Origin of the sequence: Sutcliffiella cohnii (assembly GCF_002250055.1) — a bacterium.
GTDB classification, from domain to species: Bacteria; Bacillota; Bacilli; order Bacillales; family Bacillaceae_I; genus Sutcliffiella; species Sutcliffiella cohnii.
On sequence record NZ_CP018866.1, the window covers coordinates 3,324,382 to 3,337,958 of the forward strand.

At 36.7% G+C, this 13,577-nt stretch carries 15 protein-coding genes, 1 pseudogene and 1 other annotated feature; of the genes and pseudogenes, 4 read left to right on the forward strand and 12 right to left on the reverse strand.

Annotation, left to right across the window (positions count from 1 at the left end):
* Nucleotides 1-527: 527 nt before the first annotated feature.
* Nucleotides 528-1,703, forward strand: coding sequence for a glycoside hydrolase domain-containing protein (locus tag BC6307_RS16670; protein ID WP_084380387.1), 1,176 nt, complete (start codon nucleotides 528-530; stop codon nucleotides 1,701-1,703).
* A 112-nt stretch (nucleotides 1,704-1,815) separates the two neighbouring features.
* Here the strand turns inward: BC6307_RS16670 and pheT are convergent, their stop codons facing one another.
* The 3 genes from pheT to BC6307_RS16685 all read right to left on the reverse strand — a co-directional run bounded on the left by pheT (nucleotide 1,816) and on the right by BC6307_RS16685 (nucleotide 6,020).
* Nucleotides 1,816-4,230, reverse strand: coding sequence for a phenylalanine--tRNA ligase subunit beta (gene pheT, locus BC6307_RS16675; RefSeq protein ID WP_066415409.1), 2,415 nt, complete (start codon nucleotides 4,228-4,230; stop codon nucleotides 1,816-1,818).
* A gap of 18 nt (nucleotides 4,231-4,248) precedes the next feature.
* The gene (gene pheS / locus BC6307_RS16680; RefSeq protein WP_066415406.1) at nucleotides 4,249-5,283 is read right to left on the reverse strand and encodes a phenylalanine--tRNA ligase subunit alpha; all 1,035 of its coding nucleotides are present in this window, start codon (nucleotides 5,281-5,283) and stop codon (nucleotides 4,249-4,251) included.
* Nucleotides 5,284-5,349: 66 nt separating this feature from the next.
* Nucleotides 5,350-5,586, reverse strand: a binding site (T-box leader).
* Nucleotides 5,587-5,672: 86 nt separating this feature from the next.
* On the reverse strand, nucleotides 5,673-6,020 hold the full coding sequence (locus BC6307_RS16685) for a hypothetical protein (RefSeq protein ID WP_066415405.1): 348 nt from the start codon (nucleotides 6,018-6,020) through the stop codon (nucleotides 5,673-5,675).
* A 319-nt stretch (nucleotides 6,021-6,339) separates the two neighbouring features.
* Here BC6307_RS16685 and BC6307_RS16690 point away from each other — a divergent pair.
* Nucleotides 6,340-7,143 (forward strand): annotated as a pseudogene (locus tag BC6307_RS16690) (IS1380 family transposase); the annotation flags it as partial.
* Between the two features lie 133 nt (nucleotides 7,144-7,276).
* Here BC6307_RS16690 and BC6307_RS16695 read toward each other — a convergent pair.
* Nucleotides 7,277-8,035: a TrmH family RNA methyltransferase gene (locus BC6307_RS16695; protein ID WP_066415403.1), complete on the reverse strand. Its 759-nt coding sequence runs from the start codon at nucleotides 8,033-8,035 to the stop codon at nucleotides 7,277-7,279.
* 154 nt (nucleotides 8,036-8,189) lie between these two features.
* On the opposite strand from BC6307_RS16695, the gene sspI reads away from it, so the two are divergent.
* Nucleotides 8,190-8,396 (forward strand): small acid-soluble spore protein SspI, encoded by a 207-nt coding sequence (gene sspI / locus BC6307_RS16700; protein ID WP_066415398.1) that lies wholly within the window; start codon nucleotides 8,190-8,192, stop codon nucleotides 8,394-8,396.
* Between the two features lie 315 nt (nucleotides 8,397-8,711).
* On the opposite strand, the gene BC6307_RS16705 is transcribed toward sspI, so the two are convergent.
* Complete coding sequence (locus BC6307_RS16705) at nucleotides 8,712-9,800, reverse strand: M42 family metallopeptidase (protein ID WP_066415393.1); 1,089 nt, start codon at nucleotides 9,798-9,800, stop codon at nucleotides 8,712-8,714.
* Between the two features lie 86 nt (nucleotides 9,801-9,886).
* Nucleotides 9,887-10,375 carry a dUTP diphosphatase gene (locus BC6307_RS16710; protein WP_066415392.1) on the reverse strand — a complete coding sequence of 163 codons (489 nt, stop codon included), beginning with the start codon at nucleotides 10,373-10,375 and terminating at the stop codon, nucleotides 9,887-9,889.
* Nucleotides 10,376-10,498: 123 nt separating this feature from the next.
* Between BC6307_RS16710 and BC6307_RS16715 the strand changes: the two genes are divergently transcribed.
* Nucleotides 10,499-10,891 carry a sigma-w pathway protein ysdB gene (locus BC6307_RS16715; RefSeq protein WP_066415390.1) on the forward strand — a complete coding sequence of 131 codons (393 nt, stop codon included), beginning with the start codon at nucleotides 10,499-10,501 and terminating at the stop codon, nucleotides 10,889-10,891.
* A 16-nt stretch (nucleotides 10,892-10,907) separates the two neighbouring features.
* On the opposite strand, the gene BC6307_RS16720 is transcribed toward BC6307_RS16715, so the two are convergent.
* The 6 genes from BC6307_RS16720 to rpmI all read right to left on the reverse strand — a co-directional run bounded on the left by BC6307_RS16720 (nucleotide 10,908) and on the right by rpmI (nucleotide 13,562).
* Entirely contained in the window at nucleotides 10,908-11,372 is a 465-nt protein-coding gene (locus BC6307_RS16720; protein WP_066415388.1) for a GNAT family N-acetyltransferase, read from the reverse strand.
* Nucleotides 11,373-11,406: 34 nt separating this feature from the next.
* A complete protein-coding gene (locus BC6307_RS16725) occupies nucleotides 11,407-11,796 on the reverse strand; it encodes a hypothetical protein (RefSeq protein WP_066415386.1) in 390 nt (129 codons plus the stop codon).
* 186 nt (nucleotides 11,797-11,982) lie between these two features.
* Nucleotides 11,983-12,567, reverse strand: a complete 585-nt coding sequence (locus tag BC6307_RS16730) for a VTT domain-containing protein (protein WP_066415385.1) — start codon at nucleotides 12,565-12,567, stop codon at nucleotides 11,983-11,985.
* A gap of 58 nt (nucleotides 12,568-12,625) precedes the next feature.
* Nucleotides 12,626-12,889 (reverse strand): DUF1294 domain-containing protein, encoded by a 264-nt coding sequence (locus BC6307_RS16735; protein ID WP_066415384.1) that lies wholly within the window; start codon nucleotides 12,887-12,889, stop codon nucleotides 12,626-12,628.
* 80 nt (nucleotides 12,890-12,969) lie between these two features.
* Entirely contained in the window at nucleotides 12,970-13,329 is a 360-nt protein-coding gene (rplT, locus tag BC6307_RS16740) for a 50S ribosomal protein L20 (RefSeq protein WP_066415382.1), read from the reverse strand.
* Between the two features lie 32 nt (nucleotides 13,330-13,361).
* The gene (gene rpmI, locus BC6307_RS16745; protein ID WP_066415379.1) at nucleotides 13,362-13,562 is read right to left on the reverse strand and encodes a 50S ribosomal protein L35; all 201 of its coding nucleotides are present in this window, start codon (nucleotides 13,560-13,562) and stop codon (nucleotides 13,362-13,364) included.
* Nucleotides 13,563-13,577: the final 15 nt, after the last annotated feature.

Below are 13,577 nucleotides of genomic sequence, written 5' to 3' on the forward strand. Positions count from 1 at the left end.
GCTTTCCGCGGGGAGAAACGGAAGCCTCCTCGGGCTGCGCCCTGTGGGGTCATCCGATTCCTCTTCTTCCCGCAGGAGTCACATACCTTCCGCTCCGTTCCACTCACAGTACTAAACATTGGAAGGTAAACTTCTAGAACGGGATAAGACTTTCCTCATTTTCATATACCATGGTGTAAATTTAGCTGCTCGCATGGAGGTCTACCTTGAAAATAGGCCCGTTGTCAAAAGTTAGTCGGTTTCACTGACGGTTCTAAATTTTGAAAGGTAAAATATTGAAGCAATTCTAAGGTGATTCATTCAACTCCATTCGGCATGATACGATATTTCATTTCCATGTATGTCTCCAAGGACAAAATCCCTTATCATTACTTATTCACCAATTTTCCTTCCACAAAATTTGTTGGGAAAAACACATAGTTAGTCCATCCCTCATATGCAACATTTACCAGACTTAAAACAGGCCTTTTGGTACACACACTTTTCTGCTTGCATACGTACTATGCAAAAGGAAAGGATGTGAGAAGATGAGGAATGGACAACAACTAACTATAATTGCTGTTGTTTTCTTTTTGTTTATATCGACGTTTGCCATTATTTCTTATAACAAACTCGAGAAAACGGTTGGGAAATTAATTCCCGTTGAAGAAGTAGTGAACAATAACGGCAATGGTTCGACCAACGATTCATCTGATCAAACTATTTCAAATAATATCGACAACAATATTAACGGTGGATCAAATGCAACGATTGATAACAACGTTGAAAATAACATTGAAGGAAATGTAAACGGCAACGTTGGAAACGACATTCATAATGATGTGAATGTTGATGGAGAAGCTTCATTAGATAATAATGTATCTAATAATATTTCTGTCCAAGTGGATGTGAACGTTTCAAATAACGTAAGTAATAATGTTGTAAGTAGAAATGGTGAAAGCGGTAATGATGGTGGAGATAACGGCAACGGAAATGGTGACAATGGAGACGGTAACGGGAATGGTAACGGCAACGGTGAAGACGGTAACAAGGATGATGAAGAAAGGCCCGAAATCGTTTGGGGAGTAGACTCTGCGAGTGAAACGACAGAAGAGTTTTACGCTTGTGTACGTGAGAACTTTGGTGAACCTTTAGTTTGGGGAAGATATCTTGGTAACGTGGATGGTGTTTCTTTCGGCTTAACTTCTGAACAAGTGGAGTTAATTCATAGTGAAGGAGCAGAAATTTTATTAATTCACAACCAATTTAATGATGCAACAGGCTATGACAATGGAGCACAGCAAGCAGAACTAGCTATCGAACTATCTCAAGAGTTAGACGCTCCTGAAGGGGTAGCCATTTTTGCAAATATTGAGCCATTTTTTGATGTAGATGCTGACTTTATTACAGGCTGGTACGACGTTTTTGCAGATTCCGAGTACATCCCTGGCATTTACGGTATTTTCGACCCCGAAAGAGAGCTTTATGTACAATTTAACGCTGCTGCGGATGAAAATGGTGATATTCGTGAAAATACGTATTTGTGGACTGCGGCACCAAATGTAGGGATAACAACAGAAGCAGAAGCACCAGACTATGAGCCAATTGGACCGGAAGATGCACTTATCATCGGTTGGCAATATGGTTTAGATGCAGAAACTTGTAACATTGATACGAATCTTTTTGAAGGAGAAAAACTTGACGTGCTTTGGGGCAGAGATTAATTAAGATGCCAGAAAAATTTATACAAATGTAAAAGACCTACCCAATAGTCCTAAGAAGTTAGTTTCCACTCTAACTTCTTAGGTGTTCTACATTTGGATAAGTCTTTTTTAATTAACTTCTTAACGTTGCTCCAAATTGCTCTTCAAGTGCAGTTAACACTTTTTCATGAACTTTCGTTACTTCTTCATCCGTTAACGTATGGTCTGGATGGTAATAACGTAAGGAGTATGCAACTGATTTTTTATCTTCCGCAATTTTGTCCCCTTCGTATAAATCAAAAATACGAACTTCTTTTAATAAGCTACCGCCAGCAGTACGGATTACTTTTTCTAAGTCACCAGCAGGTGTAGAACGATCAATAACTAGCGCGATATCACGGCTAATTGATGGGAAACGCGGAATTGGCTCATATTTTATTTCTTCCGTTTCTATATTTAAAATTGTTTGAAGTGCTAGTTCAAAAACATATGTTTCTGGAAGGTCTAACTCTTTTAACGTTTCTGGGTGCAACTGACCTACATAACCAACGACATCATCATTCAATAATATTTCTGCAGTACGTCCAGGATGTAATCGGTCTAGCTCGGCACGACGGTATGTTACTCGCTCCGTTAAACCTAACATTTCAAACATGCCGTCTAAAATACCTTTAGCAACGTAGAAATCTACCGCTTTTTTCTCACCTTGCCATTGGTGTGAATGCCAAAGACCAGTTAACACACCAGAAAGACGTTCTTTTTCTTCTGGTAGCTCTTCTCCTTCTTTTCCAACGAAAACAGAACCTATTTCGTAAATGGAGTTAGCGTGAGTTTGGCGAGCAATATTGTGCTGAACGACTTCAAGCAAATGCGGAACTAAACTTAAACGAAGCGTACTTCTTTCTTCACTCATTGGCATTGCTAGCACAATTTCTTTTCCATCTTCTATCGCGAACTGCTTCGCACGCTCTTTACTTGTAAGGGAATACGTAATGGTTTGTAGCAATCCTGCTCCTTCTAAGAAACTACGTACTTTACGGCGTTTCGCTTGATATGTTGATAACACACCCGGTGTTGCAGCACTAATAGGAAGTGTTGTTGGAATGTTATCATAACCATATAGGCGGGCAACTTCTTCTACAAGGTCTTCTTCAATCGTAATATCACCACGTCTAGTAGGAACTGTTACCGTAAACGTTTCGTTATCTTCCACTACTTCAAATTTCAAGTTTTCAAAAATAGCCTTTACTTCACTTGCCGTTACAGACGTGCCTAAAACACTATTGATTTTAGATAGAGTAGTTGTAACTACTTTTGGCTCATAAGAAATTGTGTTTACTTCTACACTTCCCTCTAATACTTCACCACCAGCGAATTCAGCCATTAATGCTGCTGCTCTTTCCGCTGCCTCATGTGTACGATTCGGATCAATACCTTTTTCAAAGCGTGCACTTGCTTCACTTCTTAGTCCGTGATCTTTTGAAGCTCGTCTAACAGTAGTCCCTTTAAAGTATGCAGACTCAATTAGTACAGTTGTTGTATCAGACTGAACTTCAGAGTTCAACCCACCCATTACACCTGCTAGTGCTATCGGTTCTGTTCCATTTGTAATAACAAGATGTTCAGAAGATAATGTTCTTTCTGCGTCGTCTAACGTGACAATTTTCTCTTTTTCTGTTGCACGACGAACTAAAATTTCTTTACTACCTAGTCTGTCATAATCAAAAGCGTGTAACGGTTGACCGTATTCTAATAAAATGTAATTTGTAATATCTACTACATTATTATGCGGGCGAATTCCAGCAGCCATTAAGCGTGTTTGCATCCATAATGGCGAAGGACCTATTTTTACGTTTTGAACGATTTTCGCAACGTATAGTGGGTTATCTTCTTCTGCCTCGACTTTAACAGAAATGTAATTGGACGCTTGTTCTTCACTTACGTCATAAGAACTTTTTGGCCATTTTACTTCATTTCCTAAAATTGCCCCAACTTCATAAGCAACACCTAACATACTTAAACAGTCTGAACGGTTTGGTGTTAAACCTAGCTCTAGAACATAATCGTTACGGCTTAAGTATGCGAGCGCGTCTGTGCCAACTTCCACATCATGTGGGAATACGAAAATTCCTTCAGAAAATTCTTTTGCTACTAGTTTAGACTCTATTCCTAATTCTTGTAACGAGCAAATCATACCGTTCGATTCTTCGCCGCGTAGTTTTGCACGTTTAATTTTAAAATTGCCAGGTAATACTGCGCCTACTTTCGCAACCGCAACCTTTTGTCCTTTGTCTACATTTGGAGCACCACAAATAATTTGAACAGGTGCTTCCTCTCCTACATCTACTAAACATTTATTAAGTTTATCTGCATTCGGATGTTGCTCACGTTCTAAAACGTGGCCAATTACAACACCTTTAATCCCTTCGTTTAAAACATCTACACCTTCAACTTCAATCCCGCTACGTGTAATACGTTCTGCTAATTCATCTGCACTGACTCCATTTAAGTCAACATATTCATTCAGCCAATTATATGAAACTAACATTAGACTCTCTCCCTTCTATTACGCTCTATTCCATTGAGTGTTAAAACGTTGGTCGTTCGTATAAAAATGACGAATATCATCAATTCCGTACTTCAGCATTGCAATACGCTCAGGGCCCATTCCGAATGCAAACCCTTGATACATTTTAGAATCATAACCTGCCATTTCTAACACGTTAGGATGAACCATTCCAGCACCTAAAATTTCAATCCAGCCTGTTTGTTTACAAACGTTACATCCTTTTCCACCACATTTTGCACAAGAAACATCTACTTCTACTGACGGTTCAGTGAATGGGAAAAAGCTTGGGCGTAAGCGAATTTCACGATCTTCACCAAACATCTTTTTCGCAAATACTTCTAACGTTCCTTTTAAATCACTCATTCGAATGTTTTCATCTACTACTAACCCTTCAATTTGTGTAAATTGATGAGAGTGTGTCGCATCATCATCGTCTCGACGGTACACTTTACCAGGACAAATTATTTTGATAGGTCCTTTTCCTTCGTTTTTCTCCATTGTACGAGCTTGTACTGGGGAAGTATGTGTGCGAAGTAATGTATCTTCCGTAATATAGAAAGAGTCTTGCATATCGCGAGCTGGGTGATCTTTCGGTAAGTTTAGTGCTTCAAAGTTATAATAATCTTTTTCTACTTCTGGCCCTTCGGCAATTTGATAACCCATTCCTAAAAATAGATCTTCAATTTCCTCTACTACTTTTGTTAACGGATGTTTATTACCTGTACGGACAGGTCTACCTGGCAACGTAACATCTATAGATTCGGAAGCTAGCTTTTCAGCAACCGTCGCTTTTTCTAACATCTCTACTTTTGCTTCCAATTGAGTTGCAATAGCCTCACGTACTTCATTTGCGAGTGCCCCCATTTTCGGTCTTTCCTCAGCAGAAAGTTTCCCCATACCACGTAAAATTTCCGTGATTGGCCCTTTTTTCCCTAAATATGCAACACGAACTTCATTCAATTCTTTTAAATTTTTTGCATCACTAACTTCTTGAAGAGCTTGTTGTTGTAGCTCTTTTAAACGTTGTTCCATTTCAAATGCCTCCTTTTATTTTTATGTAATAGGTGTTTTTGAGCAAAATAAAAAACCCGCCCCTATAGAAGGGACGAGTTTAAATCGCGTTACCACCCTAATTAACTAAACAAAAAAACGTTTTAGTTCACTTCATTCCTATAACGGCTTTTCACCGGTACACCTTTACAGTTATTACTGGTCCAAGTGCCAACTCAAGAGGTGAAATTTTCATTTACTACTTTCCATAAAAATGCTTTCAGTCATTGGCATTTTCTCCCTAGATGGCGCATGTAAATTACTTGCCTCTATCATCGTTTTAAATTATTATATTGTAATCATTTCTTATTATATGAAATGTTTTCGTTTCTTGCAACTAAGTCTCGAAAGAATATGGAAATTGTAATGGGCTACATATGACCGTCACGACGAAGGAAATACTTTTTTGCTCCCTCACCTATTAAATTAAACATAAATGTTATATACATGATGGCTATTACCGGCACTAACACAAGCCAAGGAGCATTATGCATTTCTTTCTTAATTCCATTCAGCATGGTCGCCCAATTATACCCTGTGTTTTCCAGAAAACCAAATGGGGGTCCCATAGAACTTAACAATGGGCCTGTTTGCACAAACTGTTGAGTAACAAAGATTGAAAAGATCCCAAGTTGAGCTACTAGTATCGTAACTCTTCCTAAATCCATAAAAAAATGAATAACAATAGTAGGAATCAAATAAGGAAAAACATGTTGCAATATTAGTTGAGAATCCTTTGCACCTTGAACTTTTGATGCAAGCGTAAATTCTTTTTGTAAGTATTATAACCTTGCTCTTGGATGATATAGCTTACACGACCAACTTCTAAGAGAGCTATAATTAGTATTACCAACGTATATCTATTTTCGGCAAAAATAATAAATGCCTGAATTATTCATAAAAAATCTTTGATAACCAAATAATGCTTATCTATCAAGGTATTGAACTAAATGGTCCATGCATCAAATAAATGAAAAAAGAATCCATTTCTGATATGGTTAAAGCAACGATGAAATAACCACAGAAAGGATTCTTATAATGGCTACTTTACCGCAATTAACACTAGATTTCAATCGTCAAATTAAATTATCAACTGATGGAGGCTCTCTTTCTTCTGATACAGGTGAATTCGTTTTTCGAGAGTTTGATGAAAAAATCGGATTCTCTGATACTCTTGTTCAACACCTGCATCTGAACGACGAGAGAAAATACCATGTTCATTCAAATGAAAATCTACTTCGGCAAAAGCTTTATCAACTCATCGCTGGTTATGCTGAGGATGATGCGGCCGATCATTTGACGAATGATCCTGTTTTCACCCAAATGATTGGGACTGACTCCTTAGCTTCTCAACCAAGTTTATCTCGCTTTTATACACGATTTGATCATGAGTCCATTGAACAATTACATCACGCTAACCAAGAACTTTTAGATAAAGTACATGAACTCAGAGAGTCAAAAGCACTCATCATTGTTTTAGATTCAACACATGCTGACACATACGGCCAACAAGAATTTACAGCTTATAATACCCATTACGGGACTGGTGGCTTTCATCCATTGGTTGCCTTCGATGGGATAACAGGCGATTTCCTAAAAGCCCAGCTACGCCCTGGAAATGTGTATACGTCCAATGGTGTTGTGGATTTTGTGGAACCACTTATCAAACATTACAATGAAAATTTTCCAGAAACGACACCATTTTTACGTGGTGATAGTGGTTTTGCCGTTCCAGCTCTGTACGATTTATGTGAACGCGAATCGGTTTATTATGTCATTCGTTTGAAATCTAACGCCATTTTACAGCGAATGGCAGATGAATGTCATCCAGCCACAGTACCGCACTACCTTATCGCGGTAAAGTTGAAAGAATAAAAAAAGCTGTAGGAGACAACAATCTCTTCCAGCTTTTTTTATTCGCATTGCCTATTCTTTTTTCTAAGGCCTTTTACCTATCCATTTTTTTGATACATAATTAAGTTCTTAAGTAGTACATCAAAATACCAGCCGCAATCCCCACATTTAGTGATTCACTTTTTCCGTAAATAGGAATATATAAATTTTTGTCTGTTTTAGACAAATACTCTTTTGCCACTCCTTGGCCTTCATTCCCAACAAGTAACGCAAAAGAAGTTGTAGGTTTTACGTCTGTGTATGGCATTCCATTTTCTAATGCTGTACCATAAACGGGTATACCTATCTCTTTACATTTTTCTATCCATGTTTGAAGATTTTCTCGAATAATTGGCACATGAAAAATTGCTCCTTGCGTTGCACGGACAACTTTTCCATTATAAAGATCAGCAGTTCCATCCCCAAGTACGATGGTGTCTATACCTGCGGCTTCCGCGGTACGAATCATCGTACCGACATTACCAGGGTCCTGTACATTATCTAACATTAACACTTTGCTACTTTTAGTTAACATACTCTCGTTATTCGATTGGAATTGACAGACAGCAGATACTCCTTGTGGTGTTTCTGTTTCACTAATAGCTTTTAGAACATCATCTGATACTATATACCAGGTAGCATTATCTATTTTCCAGTTTGCTGGGATGTTTTCGTTTTCTGATATAATGATCTCTTCTACTAATCCATCTACTTTTAGAGCCTCTTCTACTAAATGAAATCCCTCTATTAAGAATGTTTTCGCTATTTCACGTTCTTTCTTTTTATGTAATTTTTTCCATTGTTTCACTTTAGGGTTTTTGACTGAATCAATTCGTTTCACGTTCTAATTCTCCTTTATTTCACCTTGTTGTTCATTATACTCAAATTTCTATCAGATGTACAAAACAGGGGAAAAAAAAGGTATTCTCTATACATAGTTTTTCTATTTTAGTAAAACATACAAATGTACATATTAATTTTAGGGGTGAAATGTTATGAACTTAAATTTACGACATGCGATTAAACAAAACGTACAAGGTAACTCTCAAGAAGAATTGGAAGCAACTATCGTTGATGCTATTCAAAACGGGGAAGAAAAGATGTTACCTGGTCTAGGAGTTTTATTTGAAATGATATGGCAACACTCTTCTGAACAAGACAAGCAAGAAATGCTTACAACATTAGAAAACAGTTTAAAATAATGGATGGAAAAACTAGAGCGGAATAATTAAACCGCTCTTTTTTAATTTGGTTCAAATGGAACGTTTTTCCCTCCTCTTTGGAATCTTGCTTTATGCTTTTCCTCTATTGTGAATATACCTAATTACTGTTAAGGGAATTCTACTTTTGCCCTTTCGTGTTCCCAGCCTTCCCTCTCCTCCCAAGGAGTCAAGTGTCCTTCGCTACAATCCACACCATAAAATCATTGCAATCATTGGAACTAGGTAGTAATCAATAGCGGTATATACTACAACTTTACATTAGAAAGAGCTCCCATTTCTGGAAGCCCTTTTTCATTAATTAAACGTAATTTCTTTTACAGTATCAGCATCTAAACGTTTGATCACTTCTGCAATTAATTTCACTGCATTCTCATAGTCATCACGATGCAACATTGCTGCATGAGAGTGGATGTAACGAGTTGCAATCGTAATAGATAATGCAGGTACACCTTGTGCTGTTAAATGGATTGCTCCAGAGTCAGTTCCTCCACCAGCTACAGAGTCAAATTGATACGGAATCTCCATTTCATCTGCTACACCTGTTACAAAATCACGTAACCCTTTATGAGAAACCATTGATGCATCATAAAGAATTATTTGAGGTCCTTTACCCATTTTACTTAGTGCTTCTTTTTCCGTTACTCCAGGAGTATCCCCAGCAATACCAACATCCACACCAAAGCCAATATCTGGTTCAATCATGTTTGCAGATGTTTTCGCTCCACGTAGACCAACCTCTTCTTGAACAGTTCCTACCCCGTAAACTACGTTTGGATGATCTGTGTCTTTAAGCTGCTTTAATACGTCAATCGCAATCGCACATCCGATACGATTATCCCAAGCTTTTGCTAATAACATTTTCTCGTTATTCATTACTGTGAATTCAAAGTAAGGAACAACTTGGTCTCCAGGTGTAACACCCCATTCAGCCGCTTCTTCACGGCTTGAAGCACCAATATCAATAAACATATCTTTAATCTCTACTGGTTTTTTACGAGCTTCTGGTGGTAGAATGTGAGGCGGTTTAGATCCTATTACACCTGTTATGTCACCTTTCTTCGTTACGATTGTTACACGCTGTGCCAGCATTACTTGTGACCACCAGCCACCGACTGTTTGAAAACGAATAAATCCGCGATCATCAATGCTCGTTACCATAAAACCAACTTCATCTAAATGGCCAGCAACCATAATTTTAGGACCGTCCGCTACCCCAACCTTTTTCGCGATTAAGCTTCCTAGTCCGTCCGTTGTTACTTCATCAGCGTAAGCTTCTATGTATTTTCTCATTACGTCACGAGGCTCTTTTTCATTGCCCGGAATACCTTTAGCATCCGTTAAATCTTTAAGCATCGTTAACGTTTCATCTAACTGCTTTGTCATATATTTCGTCCCCCTTAATATTCTCAACGCCTATTATACAGAAACTTCTGTCAGAAGAAAAGCGAGAGAAAACCAACAAATTGTGTTTAATATCCTGTTTGCTGTCGTTCATGGTTTACTTCATTCTTTTTATAGTATGCCTGTTCAATTTCTTTCCATTCGAAATGTAATAACTCCCCTAAATGAATATAGGAAGAGAATAGTACTTGGTACGTATCTTCGTCTCTCGATTCACGGAATTGTGAAATTAACTGATAGACTACTAAAAATTGTTCTGTAACAGACTCCATTTTTACGGATGCTTCCGTTTCAATATCCATGCTATAGTTTAACGTTAAGCCTAGTGATAAAATGAAATGTAGTCCATCAACATATTCTTCTAAAATAACCTCTTTAGGAGAAGAAGGTTTTAAACTCCAAAACTTGAAACAACGTGTTTCGTTAGCAAGTTCCCCAACTTCCACTTGTAAGGCTAACACTTTCCGATCAAAAAGCTCTTCTTTTTTTAATCCGTGTTGCTCTTCAATTTTTGAATCTAACTCTTTTTGCATAAGAAATAATTGGTCTAGTTTCATATGTACCGTCCTTTATAAAATTTATTTAAAAAAATTATATCAAAAATGAAACTTTTGCGTGATTAAAATCGTAAAATAGGGTAATCCATCTATATTCTATTAAAAATAAGGAGTTAAAGGACCATGATTGTTTACCTTATACGTATATTACTGTTAGCGCTTTTTGTTTTTCTTATTTACGCAATCATCAAATATGTTTTTAATCCGAAGAGAAAATTAGAATTAGCGCACGAACAAAAAAACTTTTATATGTTAGATAAAAAAGAAAATATACGTAAAAACTTTCTCTTAACGTACAAAGGTGTACTCTTTGAAGGAGAAAAATATTTAGGGACTACCGATAAAGCATTTGAAGTCATATCCATTTTTATCTTCCCTAAAAATACGTCAAAACTACAAGGTTTAGAAAAGCGTGACTTTGAGTTTATAGAAAAAGAAGTTAGAAGAGCATATCCTAATGCAATTATCGATTGGAAAAGCCCGATTAAAGAATTTTTAAAAGCAGAAAAGAGCTAAACAAAGCTCTTTTTTTTTATTCTTGTATCATTACGATGAATTCTGTACCATGAAAAAGAAATCGTGTCGTTTCAGTAAATTTATGTTTTTTATAAAGGTGAATGGCACGTTCGTTGAAGGAGGCAACTGTTAACCGAAGATTTTTACAATCCCCCATCCTCTTGGCTTGCTCCATAATAAAGGAAAGAAAATCATCACCATTTCCTTGATCAGTTAAGTCCGGCTTCAAACCAAAGCCAATATCTACAAATAAATTATTATAATTGTAATCTGTCGTCGGAACTTGTGCTCCTTCTCCGATACAAAAGAACCCTACTAACTGTTTATTTTCATCTAAGATTGTATAGTAGTCCTTCACTAACAATTCCATCATACCTTCTCGGCTCACTTCTCCATTGTAAAAATCGTAAGGAGGCTCGTACTGCCAACTTAAAATCTCCAAAGCGTAAAACTCATTCATATCATCTTTATACAACTTCATCGTTCATTACCTTCCCCATATTTGTCTGTAATTCTTAAGGACCTTCCGTATTCATTGTATCACTACTAAGATATATTCCTTTTATATTATTTATAAGTTTCACAAAACTGCTTATGGCTGCTGTTAATGTGATCGGAGGTTTGTTAAACAAAGCGTTGTTAAAAAATTCTGCGGCTGTTAAGTAAAAATGGAAGACTGTTAAGTAAAATCGGAGGTTTGTTAAGTTAATTCTGCTACCTGTTAAATAAAATCGAAACTCTGTTAAGTTAATTCTGCTACCTGTTAAATAAAATCGAAACTCTGTTATGTAAATTCTGCTACCTGTTAAATAAAATCGAAACTCTGTTAAGTTAATTCTGCTACCTGTTAAATAATATCGAAACTCTGTTATGTAAATTCTGCTACCTGTTAAATAAGTGATCATAAGAGGAAGCTAATTAAGAGAAAAAGGTTGATTTTCCTCAAAATGGTTTCCTTCTGAATATAAAAAAAGAGACTGTAACGTAGTGGAATGTACGAGACTCACGGATGCGAAGTGAAACGGACATACTTAAGCCTATTTTCATTGGTTATAATAGTTTCTCTACATAAAAAAACAGCTAATCATTGATTAACTGCTCCGAGCTTTATCTTTTTGAAAGAACTTCTCCCATTTTATAATCACATATTTATCCTTTACCAGAAAAAACAAACCAGATAATAAAAGTAATAATAACAAAATCATAGACGGGGAAAAATCACGTATAAACTGACCAAATACGGTATAAATAATTGCAATCGGAATGTTTGCTATGATAGAAGCCCTCACATATTCACGAAAATTTTTCGTTGTTTCAATTAAACATAACGACAATAAATGAAAATGAATAAATGGAATTAATCGAAGAACAGTAACTTGCCCGACAGACAATTCTGCCCGATGACCAAACCATTTCTCTTTCATTTTTAATATTTTCCCAAATATTTTAGGCATTTGATTATAAAGGAGATAGAAAAGTAGACTTGATAATGTAAGACCAATAATGGAATAGACGCTACCTAATAGACCACCAAACAATGCTCCACCTGCAACACAAATGATCACAACTGGGATAAATAATATTTGTCTTAAAATGTGAAAAGATATAAAAGCTATAGATGCTAGTAACCAATGTGTTTCAACCATTACATATAAAACAGATAATCGTTCATCCATTTGGTCTTCACCTCGCTCCGCATTGCATTATTCTATGCTTATTCGATAATTTAAGTGCTTATACCAATGTGAAATAGATAATTGTCCCTATTTGGACTAGAGTCAATAGTGGCATACCAAATTTAAATGTATTATGTTTCGTTTTATGACGAAATTTCTTCATCCCTGCCCATGAGCCTAGCGCACCACCAACAATAGAAATGGCCCATAAAGTAGATTCTGATATTCGCCATTTATTATTAATCGCTCTCTTTTTATCTACTTTCATTAATAGAAAAGCGACACTATTAAGTACGAGATAAATCAGTAACAACTCTATCATATCTTTCTCTTCACCAAACTTCCCATAATAAAACCGAAAGGGGACTACTTATAAGTATAGTCCCCTTTCTTTTATCGTTATTACTTGTTTAAGCTGTTTTTTGCAGCTGTTGCTAATTCAGCGAAAGCTTTTTCGTCATGAACAGCTAGGTCAGCTAACATTTTACGGTTAACTTCGATACCAGCTACTTTTAATCCGTGCATTAAACGGCTGTAAGAAAGACCGTTCATACGAGCTGCTGCGTTAATACGAGCAATCCATAACTTACGGAAATCGCGTTTCTTTTGACGACGATCACGATAAGCATACATTAATGATTTCATTACTTGTTGGTTAGCTACTTTATATAAAGTATGTTTTGAACCGAAATAACCTTTAGCTAATTTAATGACTTTTTTACGACGTCTGCGTGTTACTGTACCGCCTTTAACTCTTGGCATTGTGTTTCCCTCCTATATATAAAAAACCGATATTATTTAATGTTGTCTAACATATGACGAATGCGTTTGAAATCACCTTTACTTACAACAGCAGCTTTACGTAATTTACGTTTTTGCTTTTGAGACTTGTTAGCAAATAAGTGACTTGTGTAAGCGTGAGAACGCTTAAGACTACCAGATCCAGTCTTTTTGAATCGTTTCGCAGATCCGCGATGAGTTTTCATTTTAGGCATAGGTGAGTCCTCCTC

What these genes read in the sequence shown, in the direction of transcription:
- BC6307_RS16670 (WP_084380387.1), top strand. Translation starts at nt 528, where the DNA reads ATGAGGAATGGACAACAACTAACTATAATTGCTGTTGTTTTCTTTTTG.
- pheT (WP_066415409.1), bottom strand. Translation starts at nt 4,230, where the DNA reads ATGTTAGTTTCATATAATTGGCTGAATGAATATGTTGACTTAAATGGA.
- pheS (WP_066415406.1), bottom strand. Translation starts at nt 5,283, where the DNA reads ATGGAACAACGTTTAAAAGAGCTACAACAACAAGCTCTTCAAGAAGTT.
- sspI (WP_066415398.1), top strand. Translation starts at nt 8,190, where the DNA reads ATGAACTTAAATTTACGACATGCGATTAAACAAAACGTACAAGGTAAC.
- BC6307_RS16705 (WP_066415393.1), bottom strand. Translation starts at nt 9,800, where the DNA reads ATGACAAAGCAGTTAGATGAAACGTTAACGATGCTTAAAGATTTAACG.
- BC6307_RS16710 (WP_066415392.1), bottom strand. Translation starts at nt 10,375, where the DNA reads ATGAAACTAGACCAATTATTTCTTATGCAAAAAGAGTTAGATTCAAAA.
- BC6307_RS16715 (WP_066415390.1), top strand. Translation starts at nt 10,499, where the DNA reads ATGATTGTTTACCTTATACGTATATTACTGTTAGCGCTTTTTGTTTTT.
- BC6307_RS16720 (WP_066415388.1), bottom strand. Translation starts at nt 11,372, where the DNA reads ATGAAGTTGTATAAAGATGATATGAATGAGTTTTACGCTTTGGAGATT.
- BC6307_RS16725 (WP_066415386.1), bottom strand. Translation starts at nt 11,796, where the DNA reads ATGATCACTTATTTAACAGGTAGCAGAATTTACATAACAGAGTTTCGA.
- BC6307_RS16730 (WP_066415385.1), bottom strand. Translation starts at nt 12,567, where the DNA reads ATGGATGAACGATTATCTGTTTTATATGTAATGGTTGAAACACATTGG.
- BC6307_RS16735 (WP_066415384.1), bottom strand. Translation starts at nt 12,889, where the DNA reads ATGATAGAGTTGTTACTGATTTATCTCGTACTTAATAGTGTCGCTTTT.
- rplT (WP_066415382.1), bottom strand. Translation starts at nt 13,329, where the DNA reads ATGCCAAGAGTTAAAGGCGGTACAGTAACACGCAGACGTCGTAAAAAA.
- rpmI (WP_066415379.1), bottom strand. Translation starts at nt 13,562, where the DNA reads ATGCCTAAAATGAAAACTCATCGCGGATCTGCGAAACGATTCAAAAAG.